The organism is Fusicatenibacter sp. (genome assembly GCF_977045365.1).
Map to the genome: position 1 here is coordinate 17694 of NZ_CDRRUH010000033.1, position 15667 is coordinate 33360.

Annotated in this window: 15 protein-coding genes; 1 reads left to right on the forward strand and 14 read right to left on the reverse strand. The window is 43.3% G+C overall.

Features of this window, described 5'->3' with window-relative positions:
• Positions 1-117: 117 nt before the first annotated feature.
• Complete coding sequence (gene coaBC / locus ACY2VW_RS08600; protein WP_461877778.1) at positions 118-1314, reverse strand: bifunctional phosphopantothenoylcysteine decarboxylase/phosphopantothenate--cysteine ligase CoaBC; 1197 nt, start codon at positions 1312-1314, stop codon at positions 118-120.
• Between the two features lie 339 nt (positions 1315-1653).
• Here coaBC and ACY2VW_RS08605 point away from each other — a divergent pair, with 339 nt between their 5' ends.
• Positions 1654-2439: a type III pantothenate kinase gene (locus tag ACY2VW_RS08605; RefSeq protein ID WP_461877779.1), complete on the forward strand. Its 786-nt coding sequence runs from the start codon at positions 1654-1656 to the stop codon at positions 2437-2439.
• Positions 2440-2529: 90 nt separating this feature from the next.
• On the opposite strand, the gene ACY2VW_RS08610 is transcribed toward ACY2VW_RS08605, so the two are convergent.
• The 13 genes from ACY2VW_RS08610 to ACY2VW_RS08670 all read right to left on the reverse strand — a co-directional run bounded on the left by ACY2VW_RS08610 (position 2530) and on the right by ACY2VW_RS08670 (position 15449).
• Entirely contained in the window at positions 2530-3138 is a 609-nt protein-coding gene (locus tag ACY2VW_RS08610) for a hypothetical protein (RefSeq protein WP_461877780.1), read from the reverse strand.
• 166 nt (positions 3139-3304) lie between these two features.
• A complete protein-coding gene (locus tag ACY2VW_RS08615) occupies positions 3305-4015 on the reverse strand; it encodes a hypothetical protein (RefSeq protein WP_461877781.1) in 711 nt (236 codons plus the stop codon).
• A gap of 208 nt (positions 4016-4223) precedes the next feature.
• Positions 4224-4847, reverse strand: a complete 624-nt coding sequence (locus ACY2VW_RS08620) for a hypothetical protein (RefSeq protein ID WP_461877782.1) — start codon at positions 4845-4847, stop codon at positions 4224-4226.
• 234 nt (positions 4848-5081) lie between these two features.
• On the reverse strand, positions 5082-5849 hold the full coding sequence (locus ACY2VW_RS08625; protein WP_461877783.1) for a hypothetical protein: 768 nt from the start codon (positions 5847-5849) through the stop codon (positions 5082-5084).
• Positions 5850-6480: 631 nt separating this feature from the next.
• Positions 6481-8268, reverse strand: a complete 1788-nt coding sequence (locus ACY2VW_RS08630) for a helix-turn-helix transcriptional regulator (RefSeq protein ID WP_461877784.1) — start codon at positions 8266-8268, stop codon at positions 6481-6483.
• Between the two features lie 311 nt (positions 8269-8579).
• Positions 8580-9017 carry a hypothetical protein gene (locus ACY2VW_RS08635; protein WP_461877785.1) on the reverse strand — a complete coding sequence of 146 codons (438 nt, stop codon included), beginning with the start codon at positions 9015-9017 and terminating at the stop codon, positions 8580-8582.
• Positions 9018-9035: 18 nt separating this feature from the next.
• On the reverse strand, positions 9036-10196 hold the full coding sequence (locus ACY2VW_RS08640; protein ID WP_461877786.1) for a hypothetical protein: 1161 nt from the start codon (positions 10194-10196) through the stop codon (positions 9036-9038).
• On the reverse strand, positions 10186-10839 hold the full coding sequence (locus tag ACY2VW_RS08645; protein ID WP_461877787.1) for an ABC transporter ATP-binding protein: 654 nt from the start codon (positions 10837-10839) through the stop codon (positions 10186-10188). The genes ACY2VW_RS08640 and ACY2VW_RS08645 overlap by 11 nt, the downstream gene beginning before the upstream one ends.
• Before the next feature lie 3 nt (positions 10840-10842).
• The gene (locus ACY2VW_RS08650; protein WP_461877788.1) at positions 10843-11697 is read right to left on the reverse strand and encodes a hypothetical protein; all 855 of its coding nucleotides are present in this window, start codon (positions 11695-11697) and stop codon (positions 10843-10845) included.
• Positions 11690-12493, reverse strand: coding sequence for a hypothetical protein (locus ACY2VW_RS08655; protein WP_461877789.1), 804 nt, complete (start codon positions 12491-12493; stop codon positions 11690-11692). The genes ACY2VW_RS08650 and ACY2VW_RS08655 overlap by 8 nt, the downstream gene beginning before the upstream one ends.
• Positions 12494-12656: 163 nt before the next feature.
• Positions 12657-13550 (reverse strand): hypothetical protein, encoded by an 894-nt coding sequence (locus tag ACY2VW_RS08660; RefSeq protein WP_461877790.1) that lies wholly within the window; start codon positions 13548-13550, stop codon positions 12657-12659.
• 223 nt (positions 13551-13773) lie between these two features.
• Positions 13774-14421: a helix-turn-helix domain-containing protein gene (locus tag ACY2VW_RS08665; RefSeq protein ID WP_461877791.1), complete on the reverse strand. Its 648-nt coding sequence runs from the start codon at positions 14419-14421 to the stop codon at positions 13774-13776.
• A 398-nt stretch (positions 14422-14819) separates the two neighbouring features.
• On the reverse strand, positions 14820-15449 hold the full coding sequence (locus ACY2VW_RS08670; RefSeq protein ID WP_461877792.1) for a hypothetical protein: 630 nt from the start codon (positions 15447-15449) through the stop codon (positions 14820-14822).
• Positions 15450-15667 lie beyond the last annotated feature (218 nt).

Genomic DNA, 15667 nt, shown 5'->3' on the forward strand with positions numbered 1-15667 from the left:
TATCGTTCGTTGTTTTTCGTAAAAGTAAAGTGCGCCGCTGCGCCTGTGCTTATTATAACGCATTCATTTTTCCCGCGTCAACCAGGAAACGAAAAAATATATCACAGATTAACACGATCACCGCCGCGCCGCGATCTCGTCCAGCAGGCAGCCAGCCACTTCGTCTTTTCCCATGAGCGGAAGCTCCCTGATGCCGTCCTTCGTGATCAGCGTCACCACATTCGTCGCCACACCGAAGCCGGCGCCCTCCGTCTTCAGATTGTTCGCCGCGATCATGTCGAGATGCTTCTTCTCCAGCTTCGCGCGCGAGTTTTCCACCATATTCTCCGTTTCCATCGAAAATCCGCACACAAACAGACCCGGATGACGGTTCTTTTCCACCCATCCCAGAATATCATCGGTGCGCTCCAGCGGAATACTCATGTCGCCGTCTTTCTTTTTGATCTTCTGATCCGCCACTGTCGCAGGCCGGTAATCGGCAACTGCGGCCGCCTTGATCAGAATGTCTGTCTCCGGCAATGTCTCCTGCACCGCCTCCAGCATATCCTTCGCCGTCGTCACCGGTCGCATCGCAACGCCCGGAACCGGGGCTAATGAAACCGGGCCGGAAATCAGCGTTACCTGCGCGCCGCGGAGCATCGCCTCCCGCGCAATCGCGTATCCCATGCGGCCGCTGCTGTGGTTCGTCAGATACCGCACCGGATCGAGGGATTCCTGCGTCGGGCCTGCGGTCACGGTAACGCGCACACCGGCAAGCGTTTTTTCGCGCGCCAGTTCCATCGCAATGTAATCAAGCAGCACCTCCGGATTCGGCAGTTTTCCTTTTCCGACATCCTTGCACGCCAGCATTCCCACGCTCGGCTCGATGATGCCGAAGCCGTATTTTTTCAGCGTCGCCAGATTATCCTGCGTAATCGGATTTTCCAGCATCGCCGTATTCATCGCCGGAGCGACCAGCTTTTTGCACTTTGCTGCGAGCACCACCGTCGTCAGCATATCATCTGCAATGCCATGCGCCATTTTTGCAATCACATTGGCGGTAGCCGGGGCAATCATGATCAGATCCGCCGCTTTTGCCAGCGAAATATGCGTCACCTCATATTTAAAATCACGCGCAAACGTATCGACCACGCAGCGGTTGTTGGTCAGCGTCTCAAACGTCAGCGGGGTGATGAACTGCGTCGCATTTTCGGTCATGATGACATGCACATCCGCTCCGGCTTTCCGAAGGCCGCTCGCTACATTTGCCATTTTATAGGCGGCAATTCCGCCTGTCACACCAAGTACAACACATTTTCCGTGAAGATTTTCCATTGTAACTCCGTTCTGCTGCCTCGAAGCAGCTTTTTTCCTAAGATATTTTCAGTATAACAGACCGAAAAACAGATTACAACCAATCCTGTTTGCCAATCCCGCGAAAAGGCTTTATAATGAAAGAACAAAAGCACTACTTTTAACACCAGTAGACAAAAAGTCCCCCGCTTCTAAAGCGGTGGGATGAATTGTTAAAAGAAACATAACGGCAGTGGCAGGCGGAGAGAAATCGGTATCCTCCACTGATATGAGGCAAGTCACAGTCGAACTATTCTCGACATGTCAGACTCCGTGAAAATACCGACTGTGAGTTGAAACAAATCAGCGCGAGGTATTTTTATGATTTTAGCCATCGATATCGGAAACACAACTGTCACGCTCGGCGGCGTCCGGACCGCACCGCAGCAGGCGTATTCCCTCGAATTTACAGCGCGGATCGACATCGACCGCACCTGGTCCGCCAGCCAGTATGAGGCTGCGATCGGACAGCTATTCGAAAATGAAGCTCTTTCCCCGTCCGACTTTCGGGGCGTCATCATTTCCAGTGTCGTTCCGCCGGTTCTGACGTTTCTGCAGGAATGTGTCCGCCATCTGTTCGGCGTGGAACCGCTGCTCGTCACATCAGAAAGTGATCTCGGCATGACGTTTTCCATCCCGGAACCGGAAAGAGTCGGCCGTGACCGCCTCGTCGATGCAGCCTGGGCTGCCGCACATTATCCGCTGCCGGTCATCACTGTGGATCTCGGAACCGCAACGACGTTCAATGTCATCCGCGAAAACAACGTCTTCTGCGGCGGAGCCATCGCACCGGGACTCGACATGGGACTTAACGCCCTCTCCGAGCGGACCGCCCAGCTCCCGCGGCTCGACCTCCAGACCCCGGAGCGCATCATCGGTAGAAACACCGAAGAATGCATCCTCTCCGGCACCGTTGCCGGCATGGCAGCCATGCTCGACGGAATGGTCCAGCGCATCGAAGCCGAACTCGGCTCCCCCGCCACCCTCATCCTCACCGGCGGCGCTGCACGCTTCATCGAACCGCTCGTCTTGCATCCCCACATCTACGACCCGGATCTGCTGCTGAAGGGGCTGGCGTTCCTGTGTGAGCGGAATTGTGCAAATTAAAATTGTACTTCCAAATATTCATCAGACTCTTTCATTCTGCATGACGTTAAAAAGCGTGTCTGTTCTCCAGGCACGCTTTTCTCTATTTTTCTATGGAATCGCAACCCTTCTTCGTGTTGCCTCGCCGCTTTTCAGTTTTTCCTGATTCTCCTCTTTCAGTTTTAAAATACACGGGCGAATGCTTTCATCATACGTTTCTGTTGTCTGAAATACATGCCCATTGTATACAATCACATCATCGGAATACAGAAATACAAGCGCCATCTGATTCATCTCATGATCGTAGATCAGAAAATACCAGTTATAATCATACAAAATCCTCTCTGTCATGTTGAATACCCGTTTTGGCTTCTGGCAGGAAATTTTTTCTCCGTAAATGGTCGAGAGAATTTCGTTCATCTCCTCCGGATGATCCTCGCGCGTGATCGCGAAGGACATTCCGGCTCCGGTGTCTTCCGGGATATAAAGATAAATCATCTCGGCTTTGTCCGTATCAAAGGTTTCGATTTCCTGCAGCAGTTCCTGATCCGATTTTTCTGAGATGAAATCTGCTGCCGTCAGGAAAACATCTGTCGTACCCCGCTCAGGACCAATGGAATTTTCTTTCTGCGTATGCACCGCCGTCATTCTTTTTACCAGACATCCTGCGATCACACAAAGGATCACTCCAGCTAACACAGTGATTTTTCTCTTTTTCAAGGAAGTCACCTCTCTTCCAAAACAGACATTTCGGGAACCTTACAAAAGTTGAATTTTCTCTTTTCAGTATATCATGAATTTTTCCGAGATACACTCTTTTCCTTCTCCCTATGCATGGAAAAACTCCCGGCGCACTGTCGGGAGTTTATGACTTTCTGACTCTTTATTACTTTTTCACCTGCTCATACACCAGTCCCGGATAAGCTTCGAGGCTGACGCCGTTTTTTTCAAACATTGGAAATGCTTCTGCACCGGATGCGCATACGGCGGTTGCCATGCTTGCCTGTTCGGTGTAGTTCTCCCAGTTGTCGGCGGTAAGGCCAAGCTGGTATGCTTCCCAGACGTTTTCGTATTCGGTGCTCTTATCGGAAGGGATTACGTCCTTCAGGCTCTCGCCGGACCAGACGGCAAGCTGATCTGCTTTTTTGTAAGTGTATTCCGGGAGCTGATCGTCGCCCAGCGACTGGTACAGCTCGTAGCGGGTGATCGTGTCCTTGGAACTGCCGTAGGATTTTTCCATCTCTTTTTTCACGGTATCCATGTCGGCATCATCTGGGTAGGTGATGTCTACTTCGCACAATACCGGTTTTCCCGTCGCTCCGGTCTGATCGAGGTTGATAAACTGAAACATAACTCTGGAAGTTTTCTCGCCAAAAACAGTGGTTTCTGTATCTACTGCGATCGCGGCTGCACTTTCGGTCTCGGAGAAAATTTCCACCTGGTCCCGATCCAGATTCCAGTCGGCAAGCACTTCATCCACCGTTTTTCCCCATCCGGTATCCGGTGGCGTAATTTCCTTGCTGCTCTCTTTCGCTCCCTGACATCCAGTCAGCAACAGAGCACACATTGCAAAAATACCTGCTAATTTTTTATTCATACACCTGCATCTCCTTTCCGCTTTGTTATTTTTTTCACATACTTTTTAGTAGCTCCATATTACAACATATTTTTCTGAAAATTTATGACGTTTATTTTAAATTTTCTTACATTTTTCTTATAAGCAATCCTATTCTTCTACAGAAAAGCCCCGGCATGAACCGGGACTTTTCTATGTTCTAACAAAACCTTTGTTTTTAATACCCTTCTCAGCTCTCAGATTCCGTATACACTTCCACCGTGCCGGAATGATCTCCCATCATAGGACGGTAAATGTACTGCCGCACGCTGATGTCTACCTTCGCTGCATTGTCATCTGCGGAAATGTAAATTCCGGCCTCTGTGTTGTCATCGTCTACCGTATAGGTGTCTCCCGTTCCGAAATAGGAAAGATCGCCGTCCTCTTTCTGCGACAGGAAGTTATCATAACTGTCCGCCCAGGTCAGGAACGGAGTTCCTCTGGCCTCATCCGGATTGCCGTATGTTTTCTGCATCTTCTGATCATAGGAGTACATAAACTCGTATGCGTTTTTCAGATAATCTTCGCCTTCAAACATAAAGGTAAAGTAGCAGTCCGACCAGCTTCCATTTGCAAATTGAACGGTAATCTCGCCATCCTGTCCATCCACCGTGTATGGTTCCGCCAGGGTATAGGTTGTCGTTCCATCCGCTTCCTCGACCTTGGCCTGGTCTTTGGCTACATCAAAGAGCTGAAAAAAACTGTCTTCTGACGACCCCTGCGCATACAGGGCTACATTCTCCGGGGTTACTGCATAATTGCTTTTTCCGCATCCGGTGCATACTACAAGTAAAAACAAACTGCCAACTATCATACTGGTTTTTCTCATAGGCCGTTCCTTTCTGCTGTGTTTGTTTTACAGCTAAATTTTCAGTTTTTTAAATTAATATTACTTGTTTTATCCGATTATTTTCTTATATTTCATCATTTTTAACAGAGAATTTCTATATCTAATTATGCTATAAAGACATTGAGAATAAACTTTCATCTATTCTCAATGCCTTTGTTGTATATATATTCCTAATATATTTTATGATTCAGAACAGTTTCATGACACTGGTTTCATACTATATGTACGGCTGTCCCAACTACCATTTACTTTCGCTTCGAAGGTCAGCCATGTACCGCTGTTAATATTTCCAGTATACTTTATTTTCCTTCCACTGGGCAGCGGACTGCTCTTCTGATACGTTGTTCCTGCTACTGGGTTATTCTGATAAATCTCAATAGCATGCACGTATTCTGAAGATATTTCTGAACCAGATGAACTGCATAATGTTCCCTCTGTCTGGAAAGAAGTATTGATATAGTTCACTGTGCAAGACTGGTTATAGCTGTATTTAAATGTTGTATTCGTTGGCTTAATATATACGGTAAACAAATCTCCTTCTGTCGTATATCCTACGGTTCCTACAATTGAGATCAGTTTTGCATATCCAGGTGTATAGGTAATTGATTGCGAGCCTCTGGCCATCGATGTTTCAAGCGGGACATCCGCCGGAACCACATCACCATTCTCCTGTTCTTCGTAACTCAGCAGAAAATACTCTTCTGTTTCAGATCCATCCCGTTTTACAACATGTAACGCCGTTGTTGGAATACTTCTTGATGTTCCTTCTGACTTAACCACTTCTACCTGGTCATTTTCTTCCAGCTCGATTCCATTGTCCTCAATAAATTTTTTTGCTCCTTCAGAAACATACGTGCCATCTACATAAATTCCTGTTTCTTCATGTGATACTGTTTCTGCTTTAACAAAAGTTCCTGTTGTAAAAAGCAAACTTAATCCAACGATAAATGACATCACTTTTTTCATACGGTACTCCTTTCTGCTATCCTATGCTATTTCTACATATCTGGTAATTTTTTTAATTATGCATTGGTTCATCTCCTTTCTAAACTGATCACAGTTTCAAATTAATATTCATTTATATGTTATTAAGCATTTATGTTTTTATCTTGATATGATACCAGGGTCAAAAGGTCAAAAAGCCAATGCAAGCTCGCTTGCAAGAGGATTTTTGATCTCTTGACCCGTCAAAAACATGAGTAAGTAGCCATTTTTCGAAGAAAAATGAGCGGATTACGAATGTTTTTGAAGATTGCGGGAGTGCAAAGCACGTAGCAATCTGGTATCAAAGGGGTCAAAAAACCTTTTGACCCCAACATCTTGATATATTAATATTATACTAAAAAGCAAAAAAAGTTTATGATATTAGACGGAAACAAAAAAAATCATCCAACATCATAAACTTTTTCTTTTTTTCCTTGTATTCTATAAACATATCATCCTATTTTACGAAAGCGAGATCTACCATGAAAAAATTTTTCAAAAAATTGTTGCTTATTTTTTTAATATTTTCTCATATAACCATCACTATTCCTACCCTTAATTTTCCATCTTTCTCAACAACCTCTGCTCCGCTCCCGCCAAACGATAATGATCATTAATTCAATATTTTTCTATCTTCCACATAATTCTTCATCACTTTATAGTCTGCACACATTTTATATAATCTCAGAACATTCAAATTATGTTTGAAGTATCTTTTATATCCCTCTTTCTCCTCCCCCTCCATAATACACGCCTGAATCATCAAGCAATATCCTAAAGATGCCCCTTTACCAGCATATAACATTTGCCGAATAGCTCTTTGGCAAGTATACATGGCTTCATCAAAATTCTCTAACTCCTCCAATGCTCTTGCATAATTTGCTACATTCATATTCCAATCTAGCATATGGAACACCGGTTTTACGCAACTATCACAGTACCTTCTGTCTATAAAGCGATAAATTTCCAGTGCCTTTTGATAATCCTTTTTACCCCAATAAATGAGCGCTATTTCTGTCAAAATACTAATTTCCTGTCGATTTAGCACATATTTCGTTCTATATTCATCTTCAACTTTTAATGTCATTTCCAGTATTTTTTTTAACTCGTGTATTAATTTTTCTGAATCACTTAGATGTTTCTGATATTTCACTTGTATTTTCCCAACTTCTATATACTGATAATTTTCTAATATACTACAATCTATTCTATTTTCAATATTGGAAAGGACCTTTTCTGCTTTCTCATATTCTTTCCGATGCATATACTTTGAAAATTCTATTTTCAATTCCAATATCTCATATTCTTCTATCTGAATTCCTGTCTCAATTCTTTTAGCATTTCGTCTCATCTTTTCCATCATCTGACAAAATTTTTCACTCCGTGGCTGCTGGTTTCCATTCTCGATTCGCGCTAATGTCTCTTGTGTACAAATATCCTCACTCAATGATTCCTGCGTAAACTTAGATGCCATTCTTGTTCTTCGAATTAATTCTGCATCCACCTCAAAATTACGAATTACATGTTCAAATAAACGATAATTTTCAAATGATACATTATACTCATTTTCCAACTCTAATATGCTTTTTCTCTCTTGGTCTAATGTCTTAATGAAATCGATATCTGTTTGTTCTTTCTTCAAAATTTGTATGTATTGTTCCAAAATTTCAGGCATATAGAGCAATTTTCCTTCTTCTCTTAATGATTCTAATGCTTCTTCCGTTATCATTTTTATATATGTATTTTTTTCACTTTTTTCTGCTATCCTATTTCTTAAAAGGGCTGCATATGGAATTATTTTTACTCGTTCTGTCTTTTCAAATTTTTTTTGAAATATTTCATCCACTAACGCTCTAATTTCGTCCTTGGTTCGTTTTTGTTTTGCACTTTGACAAACCTCCCACCTAAAAAGAAGCAATTTATATTCCTCCGCACTCAAAACCCCTGTTTTTCTTTGTTCTTCCACTTCTGGCATTGTTTGCATAATTGCCTTTTCCAAATGTTCACAGACCAACTCTATCGCCTCACCTCGCAACCATACAATCTGGGCATATTCTTGCTCTATAAATTGCTTGTGTAACGGTTCTTTTGCCCTTTTATTTTTCTCATATTCAGCCAGACATTGTTCTGCTTCCTCCCATTTTCTTTGACAGATTTTCTGTTGTATCTCTTGACGCAGTTCATAGATGTTGTAAATGTCTCTTGGTAATATATAAGTAAGTCTCTCCACCGATTTTCCCATCCGACCCATGACTCGATCAATCAGAAAAAAGTCAATATCCTGTTGATCTGCTTCAATTCTTGCATATTTTGACACAGAAGAAATACCTAAACATAATTGTTTTTGTCGTATTCCTTCTTTCTCTCGTAATTTCCATAGTAATTGACCAATTCCTTGCATCTGTTTTCCCTTAATAAATTCCTTTTTCTATGTTATTTTTTGTGACTTTTATTATAATTTTAAAATTGTATTTACAACAAGAGAAATCATCACCATATTTTAATTTGATTTTTATGCAAATCAACGTTTTCTATTTTTCTTTCAAAAAAGTGTAATTTTTCCCTTTTTCATACGTATAATAATTAGCATTATTTTCATAATTTTCTTTTAAAATGAAATGTGGAATTGCCCTAAATCAAAGCAATTCCACGCATTACAATTTATCTTTAGTATGGAAACTATGGGTATATTAGTTATTTAATGTTTCCTAATCACGGGCACCAAACGATAACCTGTGTTAAGTATGCATCCGTTGAATAATATGCATTATCTGTCTCGGCTTTCAACACATACGCTTGTCCAAACCTTGCCATCCCAGAAGCATATGTTTTGCTCTGTTTCTCATTTCTAACAAACGTAAACAGCGGTGAATACACACCATTTTTATCACTGTTCAGTCTGGTTCTTGCATAAACAGTAGCCCCACGCTGAAAAGCTGTACTGTTTACGCTTCCCGTGCTGGCAGAAGTCGTTACATATGCTTTGTAATCGTTGTCAACTGCCTTCGTATTTCTTTCACTGCTGATCTGTGGTGTTCCATTTGCGGAGAAATAAAACGTCGTAATCGAATTACCTGCGGCTGCTACTCCTGTAGCAGAAAACATAGCAATAATTCCTAACATCAAAAGCCCTTTTCCCAATTTCTTCATTTGCATTCCTCCCATTCTTTACCCATAGATTTCCATACCATCGACCGCATTTATATAAACATAGTCTGTTCCCATACCCGTCTGTATTGTAAATTCCCATGTTGGAATCATATCGCATTTCCAGAATCCATCGGCATCCTGTTCTGTACAAAGCGGAAAGTAGATCAGTTTCATCTGTGTGATTTCCACATTTCCTGCGAACATCATTTCAAACTTTTTCTTTAATGCATTTTCAATTGTCTCATAAGATTCCAGTGTAGCCTTTTCTTTTTCCCGCACCGTATAATGTGCAATGATATTCAAATCTTCAATCCCGTTTTTTGTATATCCAACTGTAATTTCCTGTGATGGAACGTAGAGATCATCGCTTCGCACTACGTTATGGGACAGCACCGGGATTCCTTCGAGTTCCTGCTCCAGTTGCAGCCAGTAGCAGTCTTCCGTCTCCCCCCAATCTGTCCGCGGATTGTCAATAGATCTTGCCTGTTTTTCCTCGGAAGCAATGTATTCATTCTGGCATTTTTCCAGAATCTGATGACTGAATGAATACATTTGCAATGTTCGATAGATTGTCCCCTCTGTTTTTTCGCTCAGCGTCTGACGGATTTCCTGTTCCGCCGCCTCACGCGTCTGGAACGGCAGATCCTGTTTGACCTGCTCTTCACATCCCTCAACCCAGAACTGAATGTCGTATCCAATCCACATTATCGGCATGATCTGCGACATGGACTCCCAATGATCTGTCGTAAGACAGAGCTGGTTTTCTATTGAAAAGTCTCCTTCTAGATTGGCAAATTCTGCCCCAAGGTTTCCCTTATACAGATAAGCATTGTCATTCTCACTGTAACTGGTTTTTTCCACATTGTCCGGAATATATCCCAGCAAATCTTCCATCACCTTCGGTCCATCATAAGTGTCAACCAGCACATGGTATATCTCTACAGAATCCAGATCTTTTTCCGGCAGAACAAGTTCGGCATCCATCTTCACCTCGTCTGTAATGCTCCGTTGGATTCGATCTCCGTTTTTCATCGTGGAAAAATCCATGGTATCTTCTGACTTTTCCTGCGAAACCGGCTCCGATGCCGTTGCTGTTTTTGGCTCCTCATCTGCCTTCTGGCATCCGCCGAGCACTGCGCAGACTGCCATCATTCCAATTACTGCTTTTTTATACTTCATACGCCTCCCTTTCCACCAGTTTTCCATGGTCGATATGAACAGTTTCATCACATAAGAATGCAATATCCTCCCTGTTATGGCTTGCCAGTAAAATAGTTTTTCCCTCTTCTTTCAGATCCAGCAGAATCTTCCGCACATCCTTCACGCCCTGATAATCCAGTCCGTTCATCGGCTCGTCCAGAATCAGAAGGGACGGATTTTCCATGATCGCCTGCGCAATTCCGAGCCGCTGCCGCATACCAAGGGAATATTTTCCAACCGGTTTTTTTATCGTTGGGTCAAGTCCTACTTTTTCCAGTACATCCCGGATCTCCTGTTTTCCAATCTTTTTGTTGATGTCTGCCAGAAATTTCAGATTCTGATAACCGCTGTATGCAGACAGAAAGCCCGGATTTTCGATGATGATCCCGGCGTTCTGCGGCGCCTCGATTTCTTTTCCGATGATCTTCCCGTCTACTTTGATTTCCCCGCTGTCTGTTTTCAGAAAGCCGCAGATACATTTAAACAGCACCGTTTTTCCGCTTCCGTTCCGCCCGATGATTCCGTAAATTTTTCCTTTTTCGATATCCAGGCTGACATCATCCAGCGCCCGATATGTCTGAAACGATTTGGAAACATGCGAGATTTCTATCATCTTCTCCATTTGCTACACCTCCTCCTGAAAAATGAGATCCTTCTTTTTAACTCCTATCCAAGACACCGCAATACAGAACAGAATCAGCCCGATGAGAACACCGTATGCATAACCGACCGGCACACCGATTCCGTATTCGCCCCATTTATAATATGCAAGACTCATCCACAGCGGCGGGGAGAGATAATATCCAAGGGTCATGTCCAGAAGCCGCGTAATCAAAAGCGGCGAAAGTCCCAGCATAACAGAGACGGCTGTTCCGATTCCCTTCCGCACCCACAGGTTCAGCGTATAATTAACCATTCCGATCAATACAATGTTTAACCACACGCTTAGGATAGTAAGAAGCATTGCCCCCTGTGGGGAGTGATACAGCAGAATGCGGTAGTCGAATGGTTTCAATTGAAGCCGCGCGGCCGCTGTTGTCTGTGCAAGTGTGCCCAGCACCTTTCCCCATTCTTCTGACCAGCCCACATAGGGAATGCAGATCAGGATCGGGAGCACGGCCAGAAGCAATGTATAACAAAGTGCCGTGAAAAAAATATACAGAATATTTCCCCAGAACCAGCCTTTCCGTCCCGCCCGCAGAATCTGCCACTGGCTATTTGGCGACAGAAACGGTGCATCGCAGAATAGAAGCAGGGCGCCTAAGATTAAAAACATCTGATTTCCGGATTCTTTCGTTAGAAGCGGAAAAATCCAGGGCGCAACCCTTGCCTGCGTCAGGACACAGAAATCGCGGATTCCAAAAATGTTGAAGGAAAACACGATCATCGCCCACAGAACGGCAAGATAAAAACGTGAATTCGTAAAGATCCTTTTTGTTGAAATCGCACAGATGCGAATGATTTTCTTTCCATTAACCATGTTTTTTCTTTTTCTCCAGTTCCTGTTGAAAGACCAGTGCAAGCACCAGAATCAGACCATTAAAGTAACAGAAAATGCAGAACAGCAGCCGTGCCGGGTTCTGAATCGCACGCAGGACTCCGCCGCTCGCCATGATATAATACCAGTAGAAAATTCCCGGAAGATTCCATGCGTTGCAGAGCAGCGTGCTTCCATAATAGACCAGAATCGGAATACTCAGCACCACAAATACATTTGTCACCCGCGCAGATGCCGTCAACGCACAGACAGCAAGAAATGCGTAGCCAAATGCTTCTGTTGCAAATACGGCAATGAAATAAAAGATTGGTGCGTGCAGCAATAAGCTTTCATACCCTGTCAGCGTTGTCAGTCCTGCCAGTGTTTCAAGTTCATCGGCTGTTACGAAAGGGAGCCGCAGCGCCATCAGCCCAAAACAGAGCGAGTAGCCCAGAAACACAGCCAGAAAACCACCGAGAGCTGTTATAACCACATGCGAGAAACTGTAAATACTGCTATGTACCCTCGGCAAAATGCAGTTAATATAATTTTTCTGCACATCCTCCCAATAGCTGAGTGCAAACGGCAATACAACGAGAATCGTATTCGTCACCAGAAACGCACTTACACCGCCGCGCGCATTCACCAGATAATAAACCGAGCAATTTCCTCCTGATCCTGCGGCTTCGGGGTAAATGCTTAGAAAGGTAAGTACCGCAATAAAGGCAATTGCGAGATAAAATTTCCACGATTTTATCATTCTGCTGAAATCGGAATGCAGCATTCGAAAAAAGACCATTTTTTTGTTCACCCCCGTCTTGTATGAATGTTCCGTGATACCATTTTTATATTTTCATGGTAGCGTAAACGCCTGGAAAAGTTTATGATGTTGGTCGGGATTTTCCAACGCAAAAAGCCCCGGCGTAAACCGGAGCTTTCTGCGTTTCTGTAACTATTTTCTGCTATTTTCTTTTTCTTCTGAGCACCACACCAACCACAATAATCACTGATAAAATCCCTACAATCGCCAGTAATATACGATACATCATTTTATGCTGATATTTCCCCGGCTGTGCCGCTACATCAAGAACCGAACTGGTTCCTCCGAGGGAATCTTCCAGCTCTATGTAAGTGGGATCTGCAACAGCGGCTACAACCAACGGATAACTGTATGTCGGAAATGCCGTCTGCGTCACAAACATATCGTTCGTATTATTTTCTGCCTGTGAACTGTCTGTAAGACAACCCGCCGCATCTTCACGTCCCGGGATCAGATATTCTACGCTTTTTTCATTCATTGCAATCCAGATCGGAAAACGGATGGGATCTGCTCCGCCGACGAGATGGAATTGATAATCTTCCCACGCAACGTCTGGATTTGCAGCAAGCGAAGTCTTTAACTGCTCGATATAGGTAGGTGTATTGTCATTTTCATATCCTCTGGTACCGCTGATGTGCCACTCATCGTTCGGCTGTCCATCCTCTCCATTGCCCCTCACTGCGCACGCTTCATATAAATGACCATAAGCTTTGATCGGAACAATCCAGATATAATCACTCTCTTCCAGTGCTGTTTCGACTTCCGAAACAGAAAGCAGCTCTGAAGTAAAAAGCGGCGTGTCGATATATTCTTTCAGTGCATTGTCGAAATCAATATCATCGACCGTCACCCCTTCTGAAAACGGGTCGTAAACAGGCCCGCCATTCGTAGAATACACGATTTCATCTGCAAGCGCCACAATTTTTTCATAGTCTCCGGAATCTGACAATGTTTCAAATGTTGATGCCGAGACACTTACTGCTGATACTGCAACGACTCCAATCAATCCTAAAAATATTCCCAATCTTCTTTTCATACAACACCCTCCTTTCCCTTTTCATCTCTTCCCTTTTTTCTTTATTATATCTGATCCCGCTTTTTCCAGACAATACAGCACTTTTCCTATATTTTCCTTTTCTTTTTTGTTACTATTTTAACTGCAAATTGTCATCTTCTTCAAATGATTACCAGTCCCAACACGCAAAAACAGAGGCTCACCTACGCATTGGAAATGGCCTCTGCTTTTTTCATTTTTCTTCTTACATCGGAACTTTTTCCACCAGATCTTCTACCTTGCATACTAATACCCGTGCAATCTTTAATAGCGTTTCTGTCTGCGCCTTGTTAATGTCTTTTCTTCGCTGCTCGTACTGCTGAATAGTACGAACTGAAACACCTGATTGCTGTGCCAGTTCACTCTGACTTAAATTTGCAAAAGTACGCAGTTCTTTCAGGTTCGTCTCCGGTTTTGCTTCACGATACAATTCATTCATTTTATCTACAAACTGGCGTATATCCATTTCATGGTACGGCGTATAGAGCATTCGTACTTCGGTTACTGGGATAGCTTGATTTATTTCCGCAAAGGATAAACTGGTACTCCACTGATAATAGGCCAGCGCCCAGCCTGTCCAGTATTCGGGGCTCCGATCGTAGGAATATGAAGGTGTTCGTTTCGGATGTGATTTTCCAGTTTCCCGTAATACTTCATATGCAATCTCAACTCCCGATCTTCCGGCCACTATAGAGCAATCACCTTTCTCAAACCGCGATGCTGTATTACTCATGCAAAACCACTGCCATACCGTTTCCAATGGATATTTTAAATCATTCACCATATAATCCAACATATGGGCAAGATTTTTTTGAGCGACGGAAAGATATAATTTATCGTAAGCGTAGATCATCTGGATTCATCTCCTCATTTAAACTTTTTCAAAGCAAATCTAAAAGAACTTTTGACATTTCCACAAAAGCGTGATACGATGATATCGAAAAAGAGTGCTACTGATAGACGGTTAGTCCAATATAGTTTACAAGAATAACCGCAAAGTTTTTCAGACTATGTATTATTATCCTTACCAAATGTATATCCGATACTAAATCAGGTTAAGCCGGAGTTCACTACTGCAGGAAAGTCTATAATACTCATTTGCTTATCCTTCCAGAAGATTCTCTTTCGAAGGACTAACCGCCTACCGTTTTGACAGCATCCATACTCTTAAATTCAAGAGTGCTGCCGTTAAACGGTCAGCCTGTTTACTAATTATACAAAAATGGTCGCCTAGTTTCCAGACAGGAGCGACTATTTTTGTGTCCTACTCTTATTTTTTCTCCACCATACGATCCCCACAACAATTCCTCCCGCCAGCACAAAAATCATTTGCTTTCCTGAAAGCTGCCATCCGAATAACTCAACTCTTACTTCCTTCGGCTGATACGAATACCCCATCACAATTCTGTTATCATTCCCCGTCCCCACCGATGCATGGCAGTATGTGGTTCCCATGAACTTCATCGCAGATCTCGGTGTTCCCAGCTGGCTTCCGGAATAGCTGGCGCCGTTTAGCTGTTGATTATTTGCGACAAGATTTCCACTGATCTCCCAGTCGTTCATTTTGCTGTTTTTGTACCATAAGATTCCTCCAAATTCATATGGTCTTATTGCCTCTCCCAGCAAAAAGGAAAAGCTGTCGTTTCCACAGGGCTTTTTGTTCTCTGTAAATTCATAGGTCGGATAAATATAAATCGTCGAACCATTTTGAAAAGCCGATGCATAGAACTCAATCCCTTCGAAATCTTCCTCTCTTCCATTCATCGCCTGTTTTCCTACATCGATTTTCATATACTCAAATTTTCCATCTCCGCTTTTTAAATCATCGACAATAAATTGTTTCACATGCTCATCCAGCTTTTGTATCTCATTCTCCGGCATCCCTGTTTCCTGCAAATAAGCATCGTAATCAGAAGAACCCTTTTCCTCTGCCTTTACATAAGATACCCCCGCATACAATGACAGTCCGCAGCAAGTAGGGTAAGAACCCGGCGCCTTACCATATCACTATGGCAGGTTTCCGAGAACTCCCCTCCGAACCGGACTTACACCTCTCGATGTATCCGGCTCTCCAGATGTCAGTCTAACTTTCCTGCGTG

Bases quoted from the DNA above. Each gene is read 5' to 3' on its own strand.
- coaBC (WP_461877778.1), bottom strand. From the start codon at position 1,314: ATGGAAAATCTTCACGGAAAATGTGTTGTACTTGGTGTGACAGGCGGA.
- ACY2VW_RS08605 (WP_461877779.1), top strand. From the start codon at position 1,654: ATGATTTTAGCCATCGATATCGGAAACACAACTGTCACGCTCGGCGGC.
- ACY2VW_RS08615 (WP_461877781.1), bottom strand. From the start codon at position 4,015: ATGAATAAAAAATTAGCAGGTATTTTTGCAATGTGTGCTCTGTTGCTG.
- ACY2VW_RS08620 (WP_461877782.1), bottom strand. From the start codon at position 4,847: ATGATAGTTGGCAGTTTGTTTTTACTTGTAGTATGCACCGGATGCGGA.
- ACY2VW_RS08625 (WP_461877783.1), bottom strand. From the start codon at position 5,849: ATGAAAAAAGTGATGTCATTTATCGTTGGATTAAGTTTGCTTTTTACA.
- ACY2VW_RS08630 (WP_461877784.1), bottom strand. From the start codon at position 8,268: ATGCAAGGAATTGGTCAATTACTATGGAAATTACGAGAGAAAGAAGGA.
- ACY2VW_RS08635 (WP_461877785.1), bottom strand. From the start codon at position 9,017: ATGAAGAAATTGGGAAAAGGGCTTTTGATGTTAGGAATTATTGCTATG.
- ACY2VW_RS08640 (WP_461877786.1), bottom strand. From the start codon at position 10,196: ATGAAGTATAAAAAAGCAGTAATTGGAATGATGGCAGTCTGCGCAGTG.
- ACY2VW_RS08645 (WP_461877787.1), bottom strand. From the start codon at position 10,839: ATGGAGAAGATGATAGAAATCTCGCATGTTTCCAAATCGTTTCAGACA.
- ACY2VW_RS08650 (WP_461877788.1), bottom strand. From the start codon at position 11,697: ATGGTTAATGGAAAGAAAATCATTCGCATCTGTGCGATTTCAACAAAA.
- ACY2VW_RS08655 (WP_461877789.1), bottom strand. From the start codon at position 12,493: ATGGTCTTTTTTCGAATGCTGCATTCCGATTTCAGCAGAATGATAAAA.
- ACY2VW_RS08660 (WP_461877790.1), bottom strand. From the start codon at position 13,550: ATGAAAAGAAGATTGGGAATATTTTTAGGATTGATTGGAGTCGTTGCA.
- ACY2VW_RS08665 (WP_461877791.1), bottom strand. From the start codon at position 14,421: ATGATCTACGCTTACGATAAATTATATCTTTCCGTCGCTCAAAAAAAT.
- ACY2VW_RS08670 (WP_461877792.1), bottom strand. From the start codon at position 15,449: ATGCCGGAGAATGAGATACAAAAGCTGGATGAGCATGTGAAACAATTT.